Source organism: Erythrobacter sp. HA7-11, assembly GCF_055693605.1.
In genome coordinates this window covers 1,593,010-1,610,289 of record NZ_JBVFUF010000002.1, presented here as the reverse complement: position 1 = coordinate 1,610,289, position 17,280 = coordinate 1,593,010, and the positions used below count along the sequence as shown (strand labels likewise).

General features: G+C 56.7%; 17 protein-coding genes, 1 tRNA gene and 2 pseudogenes. 9 read left to right on the top strand and 11 right to left on the bottom strand.

Annotation, left to right across the window (positions count from 1 at the left end; genetic code table 11):
- Positions 1–121 precede the first annotated feature (121 nt).
- On the top strand, positions 122–2,914 hold the full coding sequence (gene gyrA, locus ACZ1GU_RS08310) for a DNA gyrase subunit A (protein WP_472647553.1): 2,793 nt from the start codon (positions 122–124) through the stop codon (positions 2,912–2,914).
- 19 nt (positions 2,915–2,933) lie between these two features.
- On the opposite strand, the gene ACZ1GU_RS08305 is transcribed toward gyrA, so the two are convergent.
- Positions 2,934–3,599: a lysoplasmalogenase family protein gene (locus ACZ1GU_RS08305; protein WP_472647552.1), complete on the bottom strand. Its 666-nt coding sequence runs from the start codon at positions 3,597–3,599 to the stop codon at positions 2,934–2,936.
- Between the two features lie 67 nt (positions 3,600–3,666).
- Between ACZ1GU_RS08305 and trmFO the strand changes: the two genes are divergently transcribed.
- Entirely contained in the window at positions 3,667–5,049 is a 1,383-nt protein-coding gene (gene trmFO / locus ACZ1GU_RS08300) for a methylenetetrahydrofolate--tRNA-(uracil(54)-C(5))-methyltransferase (FADH(2)-oxidizing) TrmFO (RefSeq protein WP_472647551.1), read from the top strand.
- Between the two features lie 3 nt (positions 5,050–5,052).
- On the opposite strand, the gene ACZ1GU_RS08295 is transcribed toward trmFO, so the two are convergent.
- From ACZ1GU_RS08295 to ACZ1GU_RS08285, 3 genes and pseudogenes are all read right to left on the bottom strand, one after another.
- Entirely contained in the window at positions 5,053–5,517 is a 465-nt protein-coding gene (locus ACZ1GU_RS08295; protein WP_472647550.1) for an EF-hand domain-containing protein, read from the bottom strand.
- Positions 5,518–5,565: 48 nt separating this feature from the next.
- Positions 5,566–5,931, bottom strand: a complete 366-nt coding sequence (locus tag ACZ1GU_RS08290; protein WP_472648798.1) for a hypothetical protein — start codon at positions 5,929–5,931, stop codon at positions 5,566–5,568.
- Between the two features lie 9 nt (positions 5,932–5,940).
- Positions 5,941–6,228: pseudogene (locus ACZ1GU_RS08285) on the bottom strand (squalene/phytoene synthase family protein); the annotation flags it as partial.
- A gap of 176 nt (positions 6,229–6,404) precedes the next feature.
- On the opposite strand from ACZ1GU_RS08285, the gene ACZ1GU_RS08280 reads away from it, so the two are divergent.
- Genes ACZ1GU_RS08280 through ACZ1GU_RS08265 form a run of 4 tightly spaced genes read left to right on the top strand, consistent with a single transcriptional unit; the run spans position 6,405 to position 9,748 of the window.
- Positions 6,405–6,884 (top strand): TadE/TadG family type IV pilus assembly protein, encoded by a 480-nt coding sequence (locus ACZ1GU_RS08280; RefSeq protein WP_472647549.1) that lies wholly within the window; start codon positions 6,405–6,407, stop codon positions 6,882–6,884.
- The gene (locus tag ACZ1GU_RS08275) at positions 6,841–8,433 is read left to right on the top strand and encodes a vWA domain-containing protein (RefSeq protein WP_472647548.1); all 1,593 of its coding nucleotides are present in this window, start codon (positions 6,841–6,843) and stop codon (positions 8,431–8,433) included. Before ACZ1GU_RS08280 ends, ACZ1GU_RS08275 begins: the two co-directional genes overlap by 44 nt.
- Positions 8,430–9,047 (top strand): TadE/TadG family type IV pilus assembly protein, encoded by a 618-nt coding sequence (locus tag ACZ1GU_RS08270; RefSeq protein WP_472647547.1) that lies wholly within the window; start codon positions 8,430–8,432, stop codon positions 9,045–9,047. The genes ACZ1GU_RS08275 and ACZ1GU_RS08270 overlap by 4 nt, the downstream gene beginning before the upstream one ends.
- A 17-nt stretch (positions 9,048–9,064) precedes the next feature.
- Positions 9,065–9,748: a TadE/TadG family type IV pilus assembly protein gene (locus ACZ1GU_RS08265; RefSeq protein ID WP_472647546.1), complete on the top strand. Its 684-nt coding sequence runs from the start codon at positions 9,065–9,067 to the stop codon at positions 9,746–9,748.
- A gap of 85 nt (positions 9,749–9,833) precedes the next feature.
- Here ACZ1GU_RS08265 and ACZ1GU_RS08260 read toward each other — a convergent pair.
- From ACZ1GU_RS08260 to ACZ1GU_RS08250, 3 genes and pseudogenes are all read right to left on the bottom strand, one after another.
- A pseudogene (locus ACZ1GU_RS08260) lies at positions 9,834–11,208 on the bottom strand (pyruvate dehydrogenase complex E1 component subunit beta).
- A gap of 3 nt (positions 11,209–11,211) precedes the next feature.
- A complete protein-coding gene (gene pdhA / locus ACZ1GU_RS08255) occupies positions 11,212–12,339 on the bottom strand; it encodes a pyruvate dehydrogenase (acetyl-transferring) E1 component subunit alpha (RefSeq protein WP_472648737.1) in 1,128 nt (375 codons plus the stop codon).
- Between the two features lie 138 nt (positions 12,340–12,477).
- Positions 12,478–12,777: an FtsB family cell division protein gene (locus ACZ1GU_RS08250; RefSeq protein WP_472647545.1), complete on the bottom strand. Its 300-nt coding sequence runs from the start codon at positions 12,775–12,777 to the stop codon at positions 12,478–12,480.
- Positions 12,778–12,939: 162 nt separating this feature from the next.
- On the opposite strand from ACZ1GU_RS08250, the gene ACZ1GU_RS08245 reads away from it, so the two are divergent.
- Together ACZ1GU_RS08245 and ACZ1GU_RS08240 are read left to right on the top strand one after the other, a co-directional pair.
- The gene (locus tag ACZ1GU_RS08245) at positions 12,940–13,830 is read left to right on the top strand and encodes a mechanosensitive ion channel family protein (protein ID WP_472647544.1); all 891 of its coding nucleotides are present in this window, start codon (positions 12,940–12,942) and stop codon (positions 13,828–13,830) included.
- Between the two features lie 103 nt (positions 13,831–13,933).
- Positions 13,934–14,833, top strand: a complete 900-nt coding sequence (locus ACZ1GU_RS08240) for a haloalkane dehalogenase (protein WP_472647543.1) — start codon at positions 13,934–13,936, stop codon at positions 14,831–14,833.
- A gap of 48 nt (positions 14,834–14,881) precedes the next feature.
- Here ACZ1GU_RS08240 and ACZ1GU_RS08235 read toward each other — a convergent pair.
- From ACZ1GU_RS08235 to grxC, 4 genes are all read right to left on the bottom strand, one after another.
- Positions 14,882–14,958 (bottom strand) — tRNA-Arg (locus tag ACZ1GU_RS08235).
- Positions 14,959–14,995: 37 nt separating this feature from the next.
- On the bottom strand, positions 14,996–15,475 hold the full coding sequence (locus ACZ1GU_RS08230; protein WP_472647541.1) for a DUF1178 family protein: 480 nt from the start codon (positions 15,473–15,475) through the stop codon (positions 14,996–14,998).
- Between the two features lie 8 nt (positions 15,476–15,483).
- Positions 15,484–16,296 (bottom strand): carbon-nitrogen hydrolase family protein, encoded by an 813-nt coding sequence (locus ACZ1GU_RS08225; RefSeq protein ID WP_472647540.1) that lies wholly within the window; start codon positions 16,294–16,296, stop codon positions 15,484–15,486.
- A gap of 9 nt (positions 16,297–16,305) precedes the next feature.
- Positions 16,306–16,569, bottom strand: a complete 264-nt coding sequence (gene grxC, locus ACZ1GU_RS08220) for a glutaredoxin 3 (RefSeq protein WP_472647539.1) — start codon at positions 16,567–16,569, stop codon at positions 16,306–16,308.
- A 199-nt stretch (positions 16,570–16,768) separates the two neighbouring features.
- Here grxC and ACZ1GU_RS08215 point away from each other — a divergent pair, with 199 nt between their 5' ends.
- Positions 16,769–17,248: an Hsp20 family protein gene (locus ACZ1GU_RS08215; protein WP_472647538.1), complete on the top strand. Its 480-nt coding sequence runs from the start codon at positions 16,769–16,771 to the stop codon at positions 17,246–17,248.
- The last annotated feature ends 32 nt before the right edge of the window (positions 17,249–17,280 follow it).

Below are 17,280 nucleotides of genomic sequence, written 5' to 3'. Positions count from 1 at the left end.
GTGTGGAAAAAGCCTTGCCTTGGCGGCTTTCTGGGGGCCTTCAAGTGGCGTTTGCGCCCGCCAGAGCCTACATTGGTTGTCTGATTTCATTCAATAGAACATACACAGAAACGGCTGAATTTTGAGCGACGACAGCGAAACCATCACCCCACCTGCTCCGATGAACGAATTCGAGCGCATCGACATCGTCGATGAGATGAAAACGAGCTATCTCGATTATGCGATGAGCGTGATCGTCAGCCGCGCTTTGCCAGACGTTCGCGATGGCCTGAAACCCGTTCATCGGCGTATCCTCTATGCCAGCCAGGAAGGCGGCTTTGTTGCTGGCCGCCCGTATCGCAAGAGCGCGAAAATCGTCGGCGACGTGATGGGCAACTACCACCCGCACGGCGACAGCGCCATCTACGATGCGCTCGCGCGGATGACGCAGGACTGGTCGATGCGTGTGCCGCTGGTCGATGGCCAAGGCAATTTCGGCTCGATGGACCCCGATCCTCCGGCTTCGATGCGCTACACCGAAGCGCGTCTGGCGCGGGTGTCGAACACGCTGCTAGATGATCTCGACAAGGATACCGTCGATTTTCAGCCGAACTATGATGGCCAGCTGCAAGAGCCGCAGGTCCTGCCCGCGCGCTTTCCCAACCTGCTCGTCAATGGCGCAGGCGGTATTGCGGTCGGTATGGCCACGAATATCCCGCCGCACAATCTGGGCGAAGTGATCGACGCCTGTTTTGCCTACATGGACAATCCGACCATCACGACCGAGGAATTGATCGAATACGTCCCGGGTCCCGATTTCCCGACGGCTCCGCTGATCCTCGGCGCAAGCGGTGCGAAGGCGGCTTACACGACGGGGCGCGGGTCGATCCTGATGCGATGCCGGCATGAGATCGAAACAAAGCGCGGTGACCGCGAAAGCATCGTTCTGACTTCGATCCCCTACCAGGTCGGCAAGTCCGGTCTGGTCGAGAAGATTGCCGAAGCCGCCAAAGACAAGCGGATTGAAGGAATTTCCGACATTCGCGATGAAAGCTCGCGCGAAGGCGTGCGCGTCGTCGTCGATTTGAAGCGTGATGCCTCGGCAGAGGTCGTGCTAAACCAAATGTGGCGCTACACCCCTGCCCAGTCGAGCTTTCCTGCCAATATGCTCGCGATCCGTGGTGGACGCCCGGAGACGCTGACTCTACGCGACATCATCCAGTCGTTCATCGGCTTCCGCGAAGAAGTCATAACCCGCCGCACCAAGTTTGAGCTAAATAAGGCTCGCGAGCGGGCGCACCTCTTGCTCGGCCTTGTGGTCGCAGTATCGAATCTCGACGAGGTGGTGGCGATGATCCGCGGCGCTGCCAACCCGGCAGAAGCGCGAGCGACCCTACTCGCGAAAGAATGGCCGATTGGCGACATCGCGCAATATATCCGTCTGGTTGAAGCGATTGAGCCAACCGCAGATCAGGAAGGCGGCACATACACGCTGTCTGAGCGGCAGGTGAAAGCCATTCTTGAGCTTCGCTTGCACCGCCTCACCGCGCTGGGTCGCGATGAAATCGGCGATGAGCTGACTGAGCTGGCGGCGAAAATCGAGGAGTTCCTCTCGATCCTCGCTGACCGGGTGAAGCTCTACGGCGTGATGCGCGAAGAGCTGGAAGAGGTAAAAGCCACTTACGCCACCCCGCGCGTCTCCGAAATCGCGCCTGCTTGGGACGGCTTGGAAGACGAAGACCTGATCGAACGCGACGAGATGGTCGTGACTGTCACATTGGATGGCTACATCAAGCGCACCCCGCTCTCGACTTTCCGCGCGCAGAACCGCGGCGGCAAAGGCCGTGCGGGCATGTCGACCAAAGACGAGGACGCGATCTCGGAAATGTTCGTCACCTCGACGCACAATCCGGTGCTGTTCTTCTCGACCACGGGTAAGGTTTATCGCCTGAAGGTGTGGAAGCTGCCCGAGGGCGGTCCGAACACACGTGGCCGCCCGATCGTGAACCTTCTGCCTTCGCTTGAGGAAGGCGAGACAATCCGCACCGTGCTTCCGCTGCCAGAAGACGAAGACAGTTGGGAAGCGCTTTCGGTCGTATTTGCCACGGCCAAAGGCAATGTGCGCCGAAACTCGATGGGCGCGTTCACGAACATTCCGTCGAACGGCAAGTTCGCGATGAAGTTCGATCCCGAAAGCGAAGACAAGCTTATTGGTGTGGGCTTGCTTGAAGTGGGCGACGATGTCTTGCTTGCGACCAAAATGGGTAAGGCGATCCGCTTCTCCGCTGAAGACGTCCGCGAATTTACCTCTCGAACGTCGACCGGTGTTCGGGGCATGAAGTTCAAGGAAGCCGGCGATTCAGTCGTTTCGCTTTCTATCCTGCATGGCGGAACAGCCACACCGGATGAGCGCGATGCCTACTTGAAGGTCGCCCCTTGGAAGGCGGATGAGGACGCCCCTGCCCTTTCACCCGAGCATCAGCAGATGGCGGATGAGGAACAATTTATCCTGACCGTTTGTGCTAATGGTTATGGCAAGCTGTCCTCTGCCTATGAATATCGCCGCGCGGGTCGGGGCGGTATGGGAATCACCAATATCGACAATATCAAACGCAACGGCCCTGTGGTGGCGAGCTTCACGGCAAGCAAGGAGCATCAGCTGATGCTGGTGACCGATCAGGCCAAACTGATCCGCATCGGGCTTGATAGCCTGCGTGTGATTGGACGCGGTTCGGCTGGCGTTCGTCTATTTGACGTCGCCAAGGGTGAGACCATCGTTAGCGCCGTGAAGATCGATGAGACCGAAGAACCCGAGGATGCAGCCGAAGTGGCTGTGACCGAAGAAATGGTGGATCGCCGCGGCGGTGACGATGAAACGACACCGCACACGCCTCCCAAGACGGACGATGAAATTGGCGAGGATCTGCCTGAGTAGAGCGTTGCTTGCCCGGAGCCTAGTCGGTTCCGGGGAGCTCCCCGCGCAATGTCTGCACGACGCCTGTCGCGATCATAACTTGTCCAACATAATATAGCGGCCAGATTAGCACGTCTGGCACGCTGCCCAGCTCCATCGGGCCTTCGCGCACAAAGATCAGCAGATCGGACAGGACAAACAGCACCGCTCCGATTCCCACGCGATAGCGGGAGAAGCGGCTCAGCCATGCGCTTGCCGCCATTGCCGCGAGGCCGAGGGAGTAAAGCGTCGCGAATACATCCTGAACGAGCAGGTAGGCGATTAGCGGCACGCCAATCAGAAGCCCGAGAGCGCAGAGTTTTTGGCTCATCACAGGTGCTTGCCTTCGATTGCGCAGGAACAGCGCGATGGCCGTCAAATGCGCCAAAAAGAACACGCCTCCGCCTATCTCGAAGCTCAACTCAAGCACCATGTCAGCAAGCGCGCTCAGTGCGAGGAACACGACGATCAGCACCCATTCAGGGGCGTTCGCGACATTATGCGTTCGCCTCCATGCATAGAATGCCAAAAAGCCGACACCCGCTCCTTTCAGCAAAATTAGCCAAACCCCACCAATCGGATTGTTCCACAGGAAGTAATAGGCGACCGCCGCTATGAGGCTCACCATCAGCCAAGGGCGATGCTCAATCAGTGCGCGTTTCGGCATTTCTATTCAGTCCCCGGTGTCCCGCCTCTTGCCGCAGCGCTAGCACGCAATTACTTGCGCTTCCATAATGACCCATGATGTTCACATAATCGGCGGTGGATTGGCCGGAAGCGAAGCGGCCTGGCAGCTGGCCGAACGAGGCCTGAAAGTGCGCTTGTCCGAGATGCGCGGCGCGCCCGAAAACAAAGGTGGCGAGATGACGCCTGCTCACCAGACCGACGGGCTGGCAGAGCTGGTCTGCTCAAATTCGTTCCGCTCAGACGATGACACCAAGAATGCGGTTGGCCTGCTCCATCACGAGATGCGCGCCATGAACAGCCTTGTGATGCGCGCAGGCGAAGTGGCCCGTGTTCCGGCTGGCAGCGCGATGGCTGTGGACCGCGATGTCTTTTCAGCTGAGGTGCAAAAGGCGCTCTCCGAGCATCCCAATGTCGAGATTGTACGTGAACGGATCGACACCTTGCCCGATAGCGGGCTCACCATTGTCGCGACTGGGCCGCTGACTGCGCAGTCGCTTGCTCAGAGCATCGTTAAGTCGACCGGTGAAGAGCGGCTGGCATTTTTCGATGCCATCGCCCCTATCGTCCACCGCGACAGCATCGACATGTCGAAATGCTGGATACAATCGCGCTGGAACAAGCGGACCGAAGCGTCGAATGAAGACGGCGACTACATCAATTGCCCGATGACTAAGGAGCAATATCTCGCTTTTCACCAAGGGCTGCTCGATGGTGAGAAAGGCGAATTTCAGGATTGGGAGAAGGATACTCCCTATTTCGACGGGTGCATGCCGATTGAAGTGATGGCAGAGCGCGGTGTCGAAACTTTGCGCTATGGGCCGATGAAAGGCGTGGGCCTCGATAATCCCTACGACACGAGCGAAGAGCGTCCGCAGGGGCGCTGGCCCTATGCCGTGGTGCAATTGCGCCAGGATAACAAGCTCGGAACGCTATGGAACATGGTCGGCTTTCAGACGAAGCTGAAATATGGCGCACAGGTCGAGCTATTTCGCACAATTCCGGGTCTTGAGAATGCGGAATTCGCGCGGCTTGGAGGGCTGCACCGCAACACGTTCCTCAATTCTCCGATGGTCCTTGATCGGCAATTGCGCCTTAAGGCTGCCCCGCACATCCGCTTTGCTGGGCAAGTGACGGGCTGTGAAGGCTATGTCGAAAGCTCAGCTGTCGGCCTTGTTGCAGGGATGATGGCGGCACATGAAGTCGCAGGGCGAAATTGGTCCCCTCCCCCGGCCTCGACGGCGATCGGCGCGCTGCTGAGCCATATAACCGGCGACGCGCGGGCTGACACGTTCCAGCCGATGAATGTGAATTTCGGGCTGTTCCCGCCGCTTCACGAGGTGAAGAAGAAGCAGCGCAAGGAGGCTTACACCAGCCGGGCGAAGGCTGATCTTGCCGAATGGCTTAAAGCTGGCGAACTGATTTCCGTCTAAGCTCTAGCAGCGACAGGTCGGGCGACGAGCCGATCGCTTGGGCGCCGTCGTTGCAAACTCCGACTGAGACAGAGTGCCGTTCCCATCGGCGTCCGCACCCTCGAAACGCTTTGAGGTTGTGACCGCCCATTCCTCAAATGTCAGCAGATTGTTGCCATCGACATCCAGTTTTCGGAACGCATCCGAGCGCGATGATAACATCTCGTTTCGGGTAATGATCCGGTCGCGGTTGCGATCATACCGGAAGAAGCGCTTTTCTTCCTTGGTCAGCTCGCTGGCTTCGGGCGGAGCGGGTCCGGTGAGATCGCCTGGATCGACTTCCGGCAATTCTTCTTCTGCGGGTGCTGTCTCTTCAGGTTCGGGTGGAGGTGGCGCATTCTCTTCCACCTGCGCCCGGCCTTGCCACCAAAACATACCGACGCCTGCCATAATCAGGCCGAGAAACGCACCCAATACTATTTTCTGCATGGGTTGCCCTCCCATGGCGTTAACCCCGCTGCACAGCGGTAGTGGTTTTTACTTACCGAACAAGGCTGCACGCGCCGCAATCAGGGCTGCAACTCGGCCATCAAGGAGGGGATTACCGTCTTTTAATAGTGATCGTCGTCCAAGAGCGGCAAGCACAGCAAGCCCTTTGAAATCCCGCGCTGAGGGAATGGCCTGTGTACACAAAGCGCGACCCAATTCGACGATTGTCTGTTTCTCAGATTCGGATTCGACTTTGGACGCGAGATCAGACAGCGCCCAAATCCGCCCGAGAAGGTTAAATCTCGTTTCATCTTCTGGTTGGATTTCATCAGAATTCGCGGTAGCAATGGCTCGCGCGCGAGCTTGCGAGAAGGCTTCAATATCGCTGACCGCCATTGGTGGCTCGACGAGCATATGCTCCCACCCGTCAATCAGGCCTATCAGGGCGTTTTCGCTGCCGCTCCAATGGGATGTAATCGCGTCCAGAACAGCGTCGCCTTCTGGCCTTTTTCCAGGGGCAGATTGGAGCATCTCTCGCCACCACGAAAGGCGCATTTGTGCGAGCATTGGCTCGGTTGCAGTGCTGATTATACGAGCCAGTCTCTGATCCAGTGCGAGCACCGTCCATAGCTTCTTTCGCTGACGCGCATGAGTGTGCGCGAGGGCGATTTCAAATTCGTCCGTCAGATGCTCAAGTTCGCTGGTTTCCATGCGTCTTTTGCTAGCTGCGATCATACTTCGGATGTCAAGCCGAGGCATCGGCTTGATCAAGAGTTAACGCACCATCACGCGTTTACCTCTCATTTACCATCCCGATTGAGAAATAAGTCACCTCGGCCCCCTATGTCAGTGTCACGTAATTGTATTTGGGCAAGGATTCCTACGCCATGGGCAAACGATCATTCTTTTGGAACTTAGCAAAAGATCCAACCGCTAATGTTATCGTCATATCAGCAGCATCACTTATCCCTCTGATCGGCATGGTCGGCGGTGCGGTGGATGCCAGCCGGTATTACATGACGAACACCCGTTTGCAGGCTGCCTGTGACGCTGGCGCGCTCGCCGCACGCCGCGCGATGAGCGACGATACATTCGATTCGAGCCATCAGGCGATCGGTGAGAACTTCTTCGACCAGAACTATGAAGATGGTCTGTTTGGCTTGGATAATCTGGAACGTGCCTACACATCCGACGGCGATGGAGAGGTTCAAGGAACAGCAACAGGCGAGCTGCCCACCAGCCTGATGCACATCTTCGGATATGACGACTTCAATCTTTCCGTGAGCTGTTCGGTACGAGATCAACATTTCGAACTCAGACATCATGTTTGTGCTCGACGTGACCGGCTCGATGAACTGTGCACCTGACAATCCAGGTGGCGGTAGCTGCGGGAACACGGAAGACGCCGGAGCGAAGATCATCGGTATGCGTGAAGCCGTTATGTCTTTCTATGACACGGTCGATGCTGCCACGTCGCCCAACGCCCAGGTCCGTTATGGAGTGGTTCCTTACGCGTCGAACGTGAATGTTGGTGCGTCTTTGCGTCCGGAATGGATGGCCCCAAGCCATACGTTTGACTCGCGCGTTGCGAACTTTGATCGAGACGTAAGCTGGGAATTTGTCTCCGCTACGATCGTGAACATTACACAAACCAGTCGTGACGGCTTGGATTATGTTGATAGTTCGTCACAGAGTGGCCAGACTCAATCGCAGTGTAATGCCTTGCGTCCCGCTGATCGCTTGGAGTTTGACGACAACCTTGGCCGTTTCAACCAGCAAAGTCAGACAGTAAACGGCAATATTCGTACTACGCGTTATAATGACACCAACGAGGACATTCTCATTTACGAAGGTTTCTCGAACTGGAATGAGAACGGCAATTCCGGCAAGGGAACATGCACCTATGGCCATCGTGTCTACGAAGGTCGCGGGGACGCTATTTGGGATGAAGTCGAAGAGCTCGTTGAGGAAATCACCTTCGAGAATTGGACATATCGTCCAATCGACACTGCCAACCCTCCAGCCAACCAACATGGTCAGCCAGGTTGGGAAGATGTCGACCTTTCAACGCTTTACACGAATGCCAATCGTCAAATCGATTTTCCAATCGGAGCGAATGGTACGATGACGACGCTAACTTGGGATGGTTGTATCGAAGAAGCTGATACGGTTGCTACCGGTGATTTCTCGACCATCACAGACGATTTCAACGACCTAAACATCAATCTCGTTCCGGATGCCGACGATGAATTCTGGAAACCGGTAATCCGCAATTCGAACTGGCGCCGGATTGATAATGGTACGCGGACGCAAGGATGGCTGACACAAACTTGGGATGAAAGTCGCCCAGGCTACAGCTGTCCAGCCCCTGCATTCCGTTTGGTTGAGCTGGAGAACAGCGACGTTGAAAGCACAGATGGAGTTATGCGTACCCGCGAGGACCTTCAGACCTACGTCGATAGTTTGCAAGGCCGCAGCAACACCTATCACGATATTGGCATGATTTGGGGTGCGCGTTTTATTGCGCCTGACGGCATTTTCTCGGCTGATAACAGCACCGCTCCCAACGGCGATGCGATTGCACGCCATATTGTTTTTATGACCGATGGCCTTCTCGCTCCAAACACCGATGTTTACGGGACATACGGCATCGAGTGGTGGTCCCGACGGGTGACCAACGATGGCGGCTTTACTCAGGCCCGTGATCGTCATGCGGCGCGCTTCCAGGCGGCATGTCAGGCTGCGCAGAACGAGAACATCACCGTTTGGGTCGTGGCCTTCGGCACAACCCTGACGAGCAACCTCGAAAATTGCGCGTCACCAGGGCGCGCGTTCCAGGCCGATGATTCTGAAGCGCTCAAGGCGCGATTTGAGGAGATCGCTCAAACTATCGCAGCACTGAGGCTCACATCATGATCGCCTTCTGGAACCGGAAACTCGCTTCTCAGCGCGCCTCATTGGCGGGCGATGAGCGCGGCGCTACCCTCGTCGAATTCGCGTTCGTTGCGCCAATTCTGATGACACTGATTATGGGCATTTTCGATATGGCCCATACTCAATACACATCAGCTTTGGTCAACGGTGCGATGCAGAAAGCGGGCCGTGACCTGACGCTGGAAAGCGCGGGTAGCCAGCAGTCTAGCATCGACCAATCGGTAATTGACGCCGTGTCTAACGTGGCGCCAAGCACCGCTACCGTTACGCTCGAGAAACTGTCTCACTTCGACTTCTCCGACATCGGCGAACCTGAAGACTTCAACGACTTCAACAATAACGGCGTTTGTGACAACAACGAGCCGTTTGAAGACGCGAATGACAACGGCGAATGGGATGCTGATCGCGGTCAGGCAGGTATCGGCGGTGCGCGGGATGCTGTTCTCTACACCGCCACGGTGACCTATCCGCGCCTGTTTCCAATGGCCAAGATGGTCGGCCTTAGTGAAACCGTGACGGTAGAAACCTCTACCGTGCTGCGGAACCAACCGTTTGATGAGCAGGATCGCACGATCGAAGCAGGAAACTGCACATGACGAAAGCAAACACGCCCATGCTACAAAAAATTCGCCAGCGACTGTCTGAGCTTCGCCAAGACTCGTCCGGTTTGGCGCTCGCCGAATTTGCCTACACTATGCCGATCGTTCTTTCGCTTGGCATGATGGGTGCGGAAACTGCAAACTATGCGGTTACTCACATGCGGATTAGCCAGCTTGCCATGCAGGTGGCGGATAACGCCTCACGGGTCGGTGAAACCGAGGTGCTTTCGGCACGCCGCGTGTTTGAAAGCGACATCAACGACGTTTTCATCGGCGCTTACAAGTTGGGCGGCGGCTTAGACGTTTTGGACAATGGCCGCGTGATCCTTTCCAGCCTGCAACAGAACTCCGAGGGCGGACAGGAAATCCGTTGGCAACGCTGCAAAGGCATCGCCAATTACACGTCCAGCTTTGGCGTGGAAGGTGACGGCGAGACCGGCACAGACTTCCCTGGCATGGGCGAAAGCGGCAAAGAGATTACCGCATCAGCGGGAACCGCGGTTATGTTTGTCGAGGTGGTCTTTGACTATAATGGCGTAACGCCATTTGACGACTTCATCACTGGCGAAACGATGCGCTACACCGCCGCCTTCAACATTCGCGATGATCGTGATTTGAGTGGTCTTACTCAAGACCCACCTGATGCGGATGGCAACACCGTCGAGCCTTCAACTTGTGACAAGTTCGATACGTTCTAGGCTCCTTGCGGGCGACAAGAGAAAGGGCAGAGCTGCACATCGCAGCTCTGCCCTTTTCTTTTTCGCGTTACGCTTTGCGCGATAGTCAGTCGACGTAGCAGACCTTCTTCGCCGCTTCGACGATTGAACTCGCATCGATCAGCGCGAGCTCCTCGAGATCTCGCGGCGTAAGGAAGCGGAACATCCTCATTGCAGACCCGCAGCACGGGTGCGTCGAGATGATCAAAGCCTTCTTCCATACAAATCGCCTGGATTTCAGACGCTATGGAGCATGTCGGCCAACCCTCTTCCGCCACGATCAAGCGGTTGGTCTTGGCAAGACTAGTAAGTACCGCTTCCTTGTCGAGCGGACGCAAGGTGCGCAGATCGATCACTTCCGCATCGATCCCCTCGCCTGCCAATTCTTCTGCGGCTTCCAACGCAAGACCAACACCGATGGAATAGCTGACGATGGTGACGTCGCTGCCTTCGCGCATGATACGCGCCTTGCCGATGGGCAGCACGTGATCGTCCAAGTCAGGCACGCCAAAGCTGCGCCCGTAAACGAGCTCGTTTTCAAGGAAAACAACCGGATCTTCGCTGCGGATGGCGGCTTTCATCAGGCCTTTCGCATCGGAGCTGTCGTACGGAGCGATGACGATCAGGCCGGGGACGCTAGCATACCAAGGACCGTAGTTCTGGCTGTGCTGCGCGCCAACGCGGCTCGCTGCCCCATTGGGTCCGCGGAACACGATCGGGCAACGCATCTGGCCGCCGGACATGTAATTGGTCTTCGCCGCCGAGTTGATGATGTGGTCGATGGCCTGCATCGCGAAGTTGAAGGTCATGAATTCGACAATCGGGCGAAGTCCGCCCATCGCCGCACCAGTGCCGATGCCGGCAAAGCCGTATTCGGTAATTGGCGTGTCGATGACACGCTTCGCGCCGAACTCATCAAGCAGGCCTTGCGTGACCTTATAAGCGCCTTGGTATTCGGCGACTTCCTCGCCCATCACAAAAACACGCTCATCGCGGCGCATTTCCTCGGCCATGCCGTCACGCAATGCTTCGCGAACGGAGACTTGTGAGAAGCTTGTGCCCTCGGGGATTTCCGGGTCTTTCGGGCGCGGCGCGGCGGTAGGTTTGCTGGCCTGCTCTTTAGCCTCTGGAGCAGGTGCCGGTTCTTCTTTGGCTTCTGGTGCTGGCTCCGGCTCTGACGCATCTGTCGAGCTTTCTTCGCCCTCGCCTTCGAGCATCGCGATCACAGTGCCGACAGCGACATTCTCTGTGCCCTCTTCAATCATGATCTTACCGAGCACACCCTCGTCGATGGCTTCGAATTCCATCGTCGCCTTGTCGGTCTCGATCTCGGCAATGATATCGCCCGGCTCAATCGTATCGCCTTCAGACTTCAGCCATTTAGCAAGCGTGCCTTCCTCCATCGTGGGAGAAAGCGCCGGCATTTTGAGTTCGATACCCATCGCTCAATACTCCTCCACCAGAACGTCGGTGTAGAGTTCATCCGGCGCAGGTTCAGGAGAGTTCTCGGCAAAATCAGCCGCCTCGGCCACACGTTTGCGAATGGTTTTGTCGATAGCTTTCAAATCTTCCTCGGCTTTGCCATTCTCGATCAGAGTCTTTTTCAGCCCTTCAATCGGATCGTGATGGTCGCGCTGATCTTGCACTTCTTCGCGGGTGCGATACTTCGCTGGATCGGACATCGAGTGTCCGCGGTAGCGATAGGTGTTGCACTCCATCAGCACCGGACCCTTGCCCTCACGCACATGCTTGAATGCGACTTCGGCGGCAGCGCGCACTTCGAGCACGTCCATGCCATTCACTTCCATTCCCGGAATGCGGAACGATGTGCCGCGCCGGTAAAAACGGGTTTCAGCGGAGGAGCGCTTGGTCGATGTGCCCATTGCGTATTGGTTGTCTTCGACCACGAACACGATCGGCAGGTTCCAGAGCGAAGCCATGTTAAAGGTCTCGTAAACCTGGCCCTGGTTGGCCGCGCCATCACCGAAGTAAGCCAGGCAAATCCCGCCATCTTCGTTGTATTTGTGTGCGAGAGCCAGACCTCCGCCAAGTGCGACCTGCGCGCCGACAATGCCGTGTCCACCGTAGAATTTATGCTCGGTGCTGAACATGTGCATCGAGCCGCCCTTGCCCTTGGAAATTCCGGCTTCGCGCCCCGTAAGCTCCGCCATGATGACGTTGGGATCGATACCGTAGGCGAGCATGTGACCATGATCGCGATAGCCGGTGATCACGCTGTCCTTATCGCCGTCGAGCGCGCTCTGGAGGCCGATGGCGACCGCTTCTTGTCCGATGTATAGATGGCAGAAGCCGCCGATCAGGCCGAGCCCATAAAGCTGGCCCGCTTTTTCCTCGAACCGGCGGATGAGAAGCATCTGCTCATAGAATTGCATCATCTCTTCTTCAGATGCGTTGTAACGCTTGGCCGATTCGAATTCTTTCTGCAGCGATTGTAGCGCAAAATCAGGATCGTCGGACGGTGCGACCGCGGCTTTTGCAGGCGCTTTGGTTTTCTTCGGCTGTTTGGCCAATGCCTTTTTCCTTAGATCAACGAGCTGCGACGGCGCTCGCATTGAGGGAGGAGAATGTGATTTTGCTATAGTCACGGTTGGGCGCGTTACGCAACGTCAAGCAGCACCACGACGCGCCATTCTTGATCAGCATACGTATGTAATTTGGTTCAGCACCCAAGGGCTTATCGGGTTGAGGCCCTATTCGTCATCAATCGTGATGACAACTTCGTCAGGATGGACGACGTTCATGTCGCGCCGCAACAACTCTCCAACGAGGTCCGGGTCAGCGGCGCCGGGATCAAGCAATTGCACCCGGTTGCGCAGATTGTCGCGTTCGGTCGCTAGCACGGCGATTTGGGTTTTGCGTTGTTCGAGCAGGTTTGCGTTCTCATTCCACGCGAGCAGACCTGTCGGTCCGGCGATAGCCAGACCGGTGAGCACGAGCAGCACCATCAGTGCCATGCCCTGCTTAAGCTGATCCTTCGGTGGTTTATGCATTTATCTCGCCTGCCCCTGAACACCACAGAATCACAGTTGACCACACGGTTCAAGGACAAATCGTCAATATGGTTAAGAAAAGTGTCATTTTGGGGTATTGCAGCAGTCAAATCGGCGGAGTTGGAACAATCCCCCCACCACTCTCGTTAGTGAGCAAATTCAATGGGGACTCTTTCACTTATGCTTTCAACGCTCACCAATCAGATTGAAATGATGGCCAATGGATTTGTCGCCAGCCTTCCTTCACTGGCGATCGCTCTGGTCATTATCATCATCACTGCACTGGTCGCCAAATTCGCTGTGAAGATCGCCGACAAGGTGATTGGCAAAACAGAACTTCGACCATCCTTGCGCAATCTCATTGAAACGCTGGTCCGCCTCGTGGTCTGGCTCGCAGGTCTGATGATTGCGGCGATTGTGGTCATGCCCGGCCTGACCCCGGCCAGCCTGATCGCGGGCCTCGGCATTGGCGCGGTTGCGATCGGCTTTGCCTTTCAGGATATCTTTGAGAACTTCCTCGCCGGTGTTCTCATCATGGTGCGCGAAAAAATGCGTATCGGCGACGTGATCGAATGCGAAGGCATCACCGGCAAGGTCGAGCATATCACCTTGCGGGAAACCCACATCCGAAAGCTGTCCGGCGAGCTATCGGTCGTTCCAAACTCAATCCTGTTTAAGAACCCGGTCGAGATATTCACCGACGTCCAACAGCGTCGGCACGAAGTGGATGCGGGTGTTTCCTACGACACCGACTTGGACAAAGCCGCGGACGTCATCCGCAAAGCGGTTGAAGGGGCTGATGGCGTAGACCCGGACAAGGGCATTGATGTCTTTGCCTACGAATTCGGCGCGAGTTCGGTGAATTACAAAGTGCGCTGGTGGTCGGGATCGAAGCCACGCGATGGTCATGAGAGCCGCGATGCGGTCGTGCGCGCGATCAAACGCGGGCTGGACGATGCGGGTATCGAGATTCCGTTCCCGTACATCACGCACACGTTCAAAGAGAAAGTGCCGATGGGTGAGAAGCCGGGCGAACCAAGCACCGGCGGCTAAGGCAATCGTTCGAGCGCCGGTAGAGCAAGCGACGCTGGCCAATCGGTCTTTTCGTGCTACTCATTTCTCAAATGGGAGATGAGTACCATGGAAATCCTCAAGCATGATCCAGCACGATTTGCCGGGCTACCCGATTACCCCTTTGGCGAAAACTGGGTCGAAATTGATCTCGGCGACGGTTTCTCCGTACCGCATGCACTATGTCGATGAGGGCGCAAAAGACGCGCCGCCCGTGCTGCTATTCCACGGCGAACCGAGCTGGTCGTTCCTCTATCGCAAGATGATACCCTTGCTGGTCGATGCCGGCTTTCGCTGCCTTGCGCCCGACCTGATCGGTTTCGGGAAAAGTGACAAGCCCGACGACATCGGGTTCTACTCTTATGACGCGCATATCAACTGGCTGAAACAATGGCGCGAGCAGGTCGTGCCGCAACAAGCTGGCCTGTTTTGTCAGGACTGGGGCGGATTGCTGGGTCTACGGATGGTGGGCGAGGAGCCCGACAGATTCGCGTTCGTCGTTGCGAGCAACACGTTCCTACCGACAGGCGGCACGCCCTCGCCCGCATTTCTGGCGTGGCGCGAGTTTGCGAAATCTTCGCCGGAATTTCAGATCGGGGATCTGCTTCAACGCGCCACCGCGACGGAGCGCAGCGCAGCCGAGATCGCGGCGTACGATGCGCCCTTCCCCGACGAACCATCGAAAGCGGGCGCGCGCGCTTTCCCGCAGCTAGTTCCGGTTGAGGATGGCATGGACGGGATCGAGCAGAACAAGCGCGCTTGGGAGGGGCTTGCCGGCTTCGACAAGCCGTTTCTCACGCTGTTTGGAGAAGATGATCCGGTGACGGGCGGTCTTGCACAGCCGTTGATTGACCGGATCGCCGGAGCGAACGGTCAGCCGCACGCAATGCTCTCAACCTGCGGGCATTTCTGTCAGGAAGATCGTCCGCAAGAGCTTTCGCAAGGCGTGATCGACACGGCGAAGAAGGCTGGGTTTTTGGGGTAGGTGATCGCTCTCGCGCTCAAGTACCGTAAGCGGTAGCGCAAATGAACATGGTGACCCCGGCGTGATTCGAACACGCGGCCCCCAGATTAGGAATCTGGTGCTCTATCCGGCTGAGCTACGGGGCCCCAAAGCCCCAATAGCAGCGCGCGCTAACCAATCAATTCAATTCAATTTATCAGGCGGGGAAACCGGGAACGGCAGCGGCGCAATCGGCACGCCCTCATCGACAAGAGACTTAGCCTCTTTAAGGCTCGCCTGCCCGTGAATGGGAGCTTCGTCGCGCTCGCCATAGTGCATTTCGCGGCTTTGCTCAGCGAACTTGTCGCCAACCCAGGTGCTGTTTTCGAGCGCCTTGCTCTGCGCCTCTGAAAGCTTCTCGATCGCTTGCTTCATGTCCGCAGTCATGGGTGTGTTGGACAGCTGCCCACCTCCGGTGCCCATCGCATCTGGGGACGTCTGAACCATAGTGCGATTGCCCTTGGCCGGAACTGCCGGAGCCATCGGCGCCTTGCTCACCGCGTCGCTGCCACATTCGGGGCAGCATAGCAGGCCGGTGTCGCGCTGAGCGTCGAAATCGGTGGAAGAGCTGAACCACCCTTCGAACCGATGGCCGTGCTCGCAGTGAAGATCATACACAATCATGGTCGCGCCTAGTTGGGAATTTTGCGGGCGTTGGCAAGGCTTGGAAGTTGTGAGCGAACCTCTTCAATGCGGCTCAAGTCGATATCGCAAAAGCAAAGACCCGGTTCTTCGCCTCCCATATCAAGCAGCACGTCGCCCCAAGGGTCGATTACGAGTGAGTGACCGTAGGTATGCCGTCCATCTTCATGTTCGCCCACTTGCGCTGCGGCGATGACAAATGCGCTCGCTTCAACAGCGCGGGCGCGCAGCAGAACATGCCAGTGATCGCGTCCGGTTGGCACGGTGAAGGCCGCTGGGACGGAGATGGCATCGCATCCTCTCAGTGCCTCAAACAAGGCTGGGAAGCGCATATCGTAGCAAATTGCGAGGCCAAGTTTGCCGAGCGGGGTTTCGTCTAGAGTTACAACCTCTTTGCCAGGCTCATAGGCGGAGCTTTCGCGCCAGCTTTCGCCGTCGGCCAGTGCGACGTCGAACATATGGATCTTGTCATAAGTCGCAACGCGCGTGCCATTGGCGGCGAAATACATTGCCCGGTTGGCCCATTTGCCGCCCTCGCCTGAGACCGGCATAGATCCTAGCGCGATCGCTATATTATTCTCGGCTGCTAGGCGACCCAGCCTTTGCGCGATGCCTTGAGGCGCGTCGCTCTCGATCCAGCTTGCAGCCCTTTTGCGGTTGCGGTCGAGAAGGATCGACATTTCCGGAGTGAAGAGCATTTCGGCGCCCTCCTCCGCCGCGTCACGCGCGGCATTTGCGATGACAGCGAAGTTCGCCTCGGCGTCGATCCCGGATGTCATCTGCAAGAGGGCGATTTTGGGCATTTTTATGTGCTATCCCGCCAGCAGCGCGTCGAGCTGGCCTGAGGCTTCCAAAGCAGCAAGGTCGTCCGACCCGCCGACATGCGTATCACCGATAAAGATTTGTGGCACGGTGCGCGCATTGGGTGCGCGCTCAAGCATCTCAGCCTTTTTCGGGCCACCCATCGTGATGTCAAATTCGTTGAACTCGACGCCTTTGCTGCTCAACAGCTGCTTGGCTCTGGTGCAGAACCCGCAAGTGAATTTGGTGTAGATGTCTACCGTTGGCTTGGTCATGAAATATCCCGTTTGATCACTCGATTATTCAATGCAGATTGCGGCGCTTTGTGCCCCTTGAAAGCGGTCCTGTCGCCACTAAATAAACTGTGTCAGCATGGCGCGCCAGTTATGGGCGTCGAAACTGGCAAAAGCAGGCGCTGCATGAGGCAGGCCTGAAGATTGAAATGCAAATTGCTCAAACAAGAGGATTTGAAATATGTCACGTTTAGATTTTACCCCTTATCGCCGCACCACGGTTGGTTTTGATCACCTGTTCGACCTGTTGGAAAGCCAGGCTCGCAGCAATTCAGGCGATAATTATCCCCCTTTCAATATCGCCCGCAGCAGCGAAGACAATTACCGCATTACGCTTGCGGTGGCTGGTTTCCGCGCGGAAGACATCGACATCACCGCGCAACAGAACCTCCTGACGGTCCAGGGCAAAAAGCGCGACGAAGTCAGCGAAGATGCTGAAATGCTCCACGTGGGCATCGCTAATCGCGGGTTCGAGCGCCGCTTTGAACTTGCCGATCATGTTCGGGTAGAACGCGCCGACCTGGCTGATGGCTTGCTTGTCATCGATCTGATCCGCGAAGTGCCAGAGGCAATGAAGCCTAAGAAGATTGCTGTGAACGGATCGGCGACACTGACTGCAGTGCCCGACGCCAAGGCTGAAGGTGAAGCAGACGCAGCTTAAGCAAGCGTCACTCACATAAATCTAGCTTTAGA

Coding starts and splice junctions, on each gene's coding strand:
- ACZ1GU_RS08240 (WP_472647543.1), top strand. CDS start 13,934: ATGATCCAGCACGATTTGCCGGGCTACCCGATTACCCCTTTGGCGAAA.
- ACZ1GU_RS08295 (WP_472647550.1), bottom strand. CDS start 5,517: ATGCAGAAAATAGTATTGGGTGCGTTTCTCGGCCTGATTATGGCAGGC.
- ACZ1GU_RS08305 (WP_472647552.1), bottom strand. CDS start 3,599: ATGCCGAAACGCGCACTGATTGAGCATCGCCCTTGGCTGATGGTGAGC.
- ACZ1GU_RS08275 (WP_472647548.1), top strand. CDS start 6,841: ATGTTTGTGCTCGACGTGACCGGCTCGATGAACTGTGCACCTGACAAT.
- ACZ1GU_RS08230 (WP_472647541.1), bottom strand. CDS start 15,475: ATGATTGTGTATGATCTTCACTGCGAGCACGGCCATCGGTTCGAAGGG.
- ACZ1GU_RS08290 (WP_472648798.1), bottom strand. CDS start 5,931: ATGCTCGTCGAGCCACCAATGGCGGTCAGCGATATTGAAGCCTTCTCG.
- ACZ1GU_RS08265 (WP_472647546.1), top strand. CDS start 9,065: ATGCTACAAAAAATTCGCCAGCGACTGTCTGAGCTTCGCCAAGACTCG.
- pdhA (WP_472648737.1), bottom strand. CDS start 12,339: ATGCGAGCGCCGTCGCAGCTCGTTGATCTAAGGAAAAAGGCATTGGCC.
- ACZ1GU_RS08280 (WP_472647549.1), top strand. CDS start 6,405: ATGGGCAAACGATCATTCTTTTGGAACTTAGCAAAAGATCCAACCGCT.
- ACZ1GU_RS08250 (WP_472647545.1), bottom strand. CDS start 12,777: ATGCATAAACCACCGAAGGATCAGCTTAAGCAGGGCATGGCACTGATG.
- ACZ1GU_RS08215 (WP_472647538.1), top strand. CDS start 16,769: ATGTCACGTTTAGATTTTACCCCTTATCGCCGCACCACGGTTGGTTTT.
- ACZ1GU_RS08245 (WP_472647544.1), top strand. CDS start 12,940: ATGGGGACTCTTTCACTTATGCTTTCAACGCTCACCAATCAGATTGAA.
- ACZ1GU_RS08225 (WP_472647540.1), bottom strand. CDS start 16,296: ATGCCCAAAATCGCCCTCTTGCAGATGACATCCGGGATCGACGCCGAG.
- grxC (WP_472647539.1), bottom strand. CDS start 16,569: ATGACCAAGCCAACGGTAGACATCTACACCAAATTCACTTGCGGGTTC.
- trmFO (WP_472647551.1), top strand. CDS start 3,667: ATGACCCATGATGTTCACATAATCGGCGGTGGATTGGCCGGAAGCGAA.
- ACZ1GU_RS08270 (WP_472647547.1), top strand. CDS start 8,430: ATGATCGCCTTCTGGAACCGGAAACTCGCTTCTCAGCGCGCCTCATTG.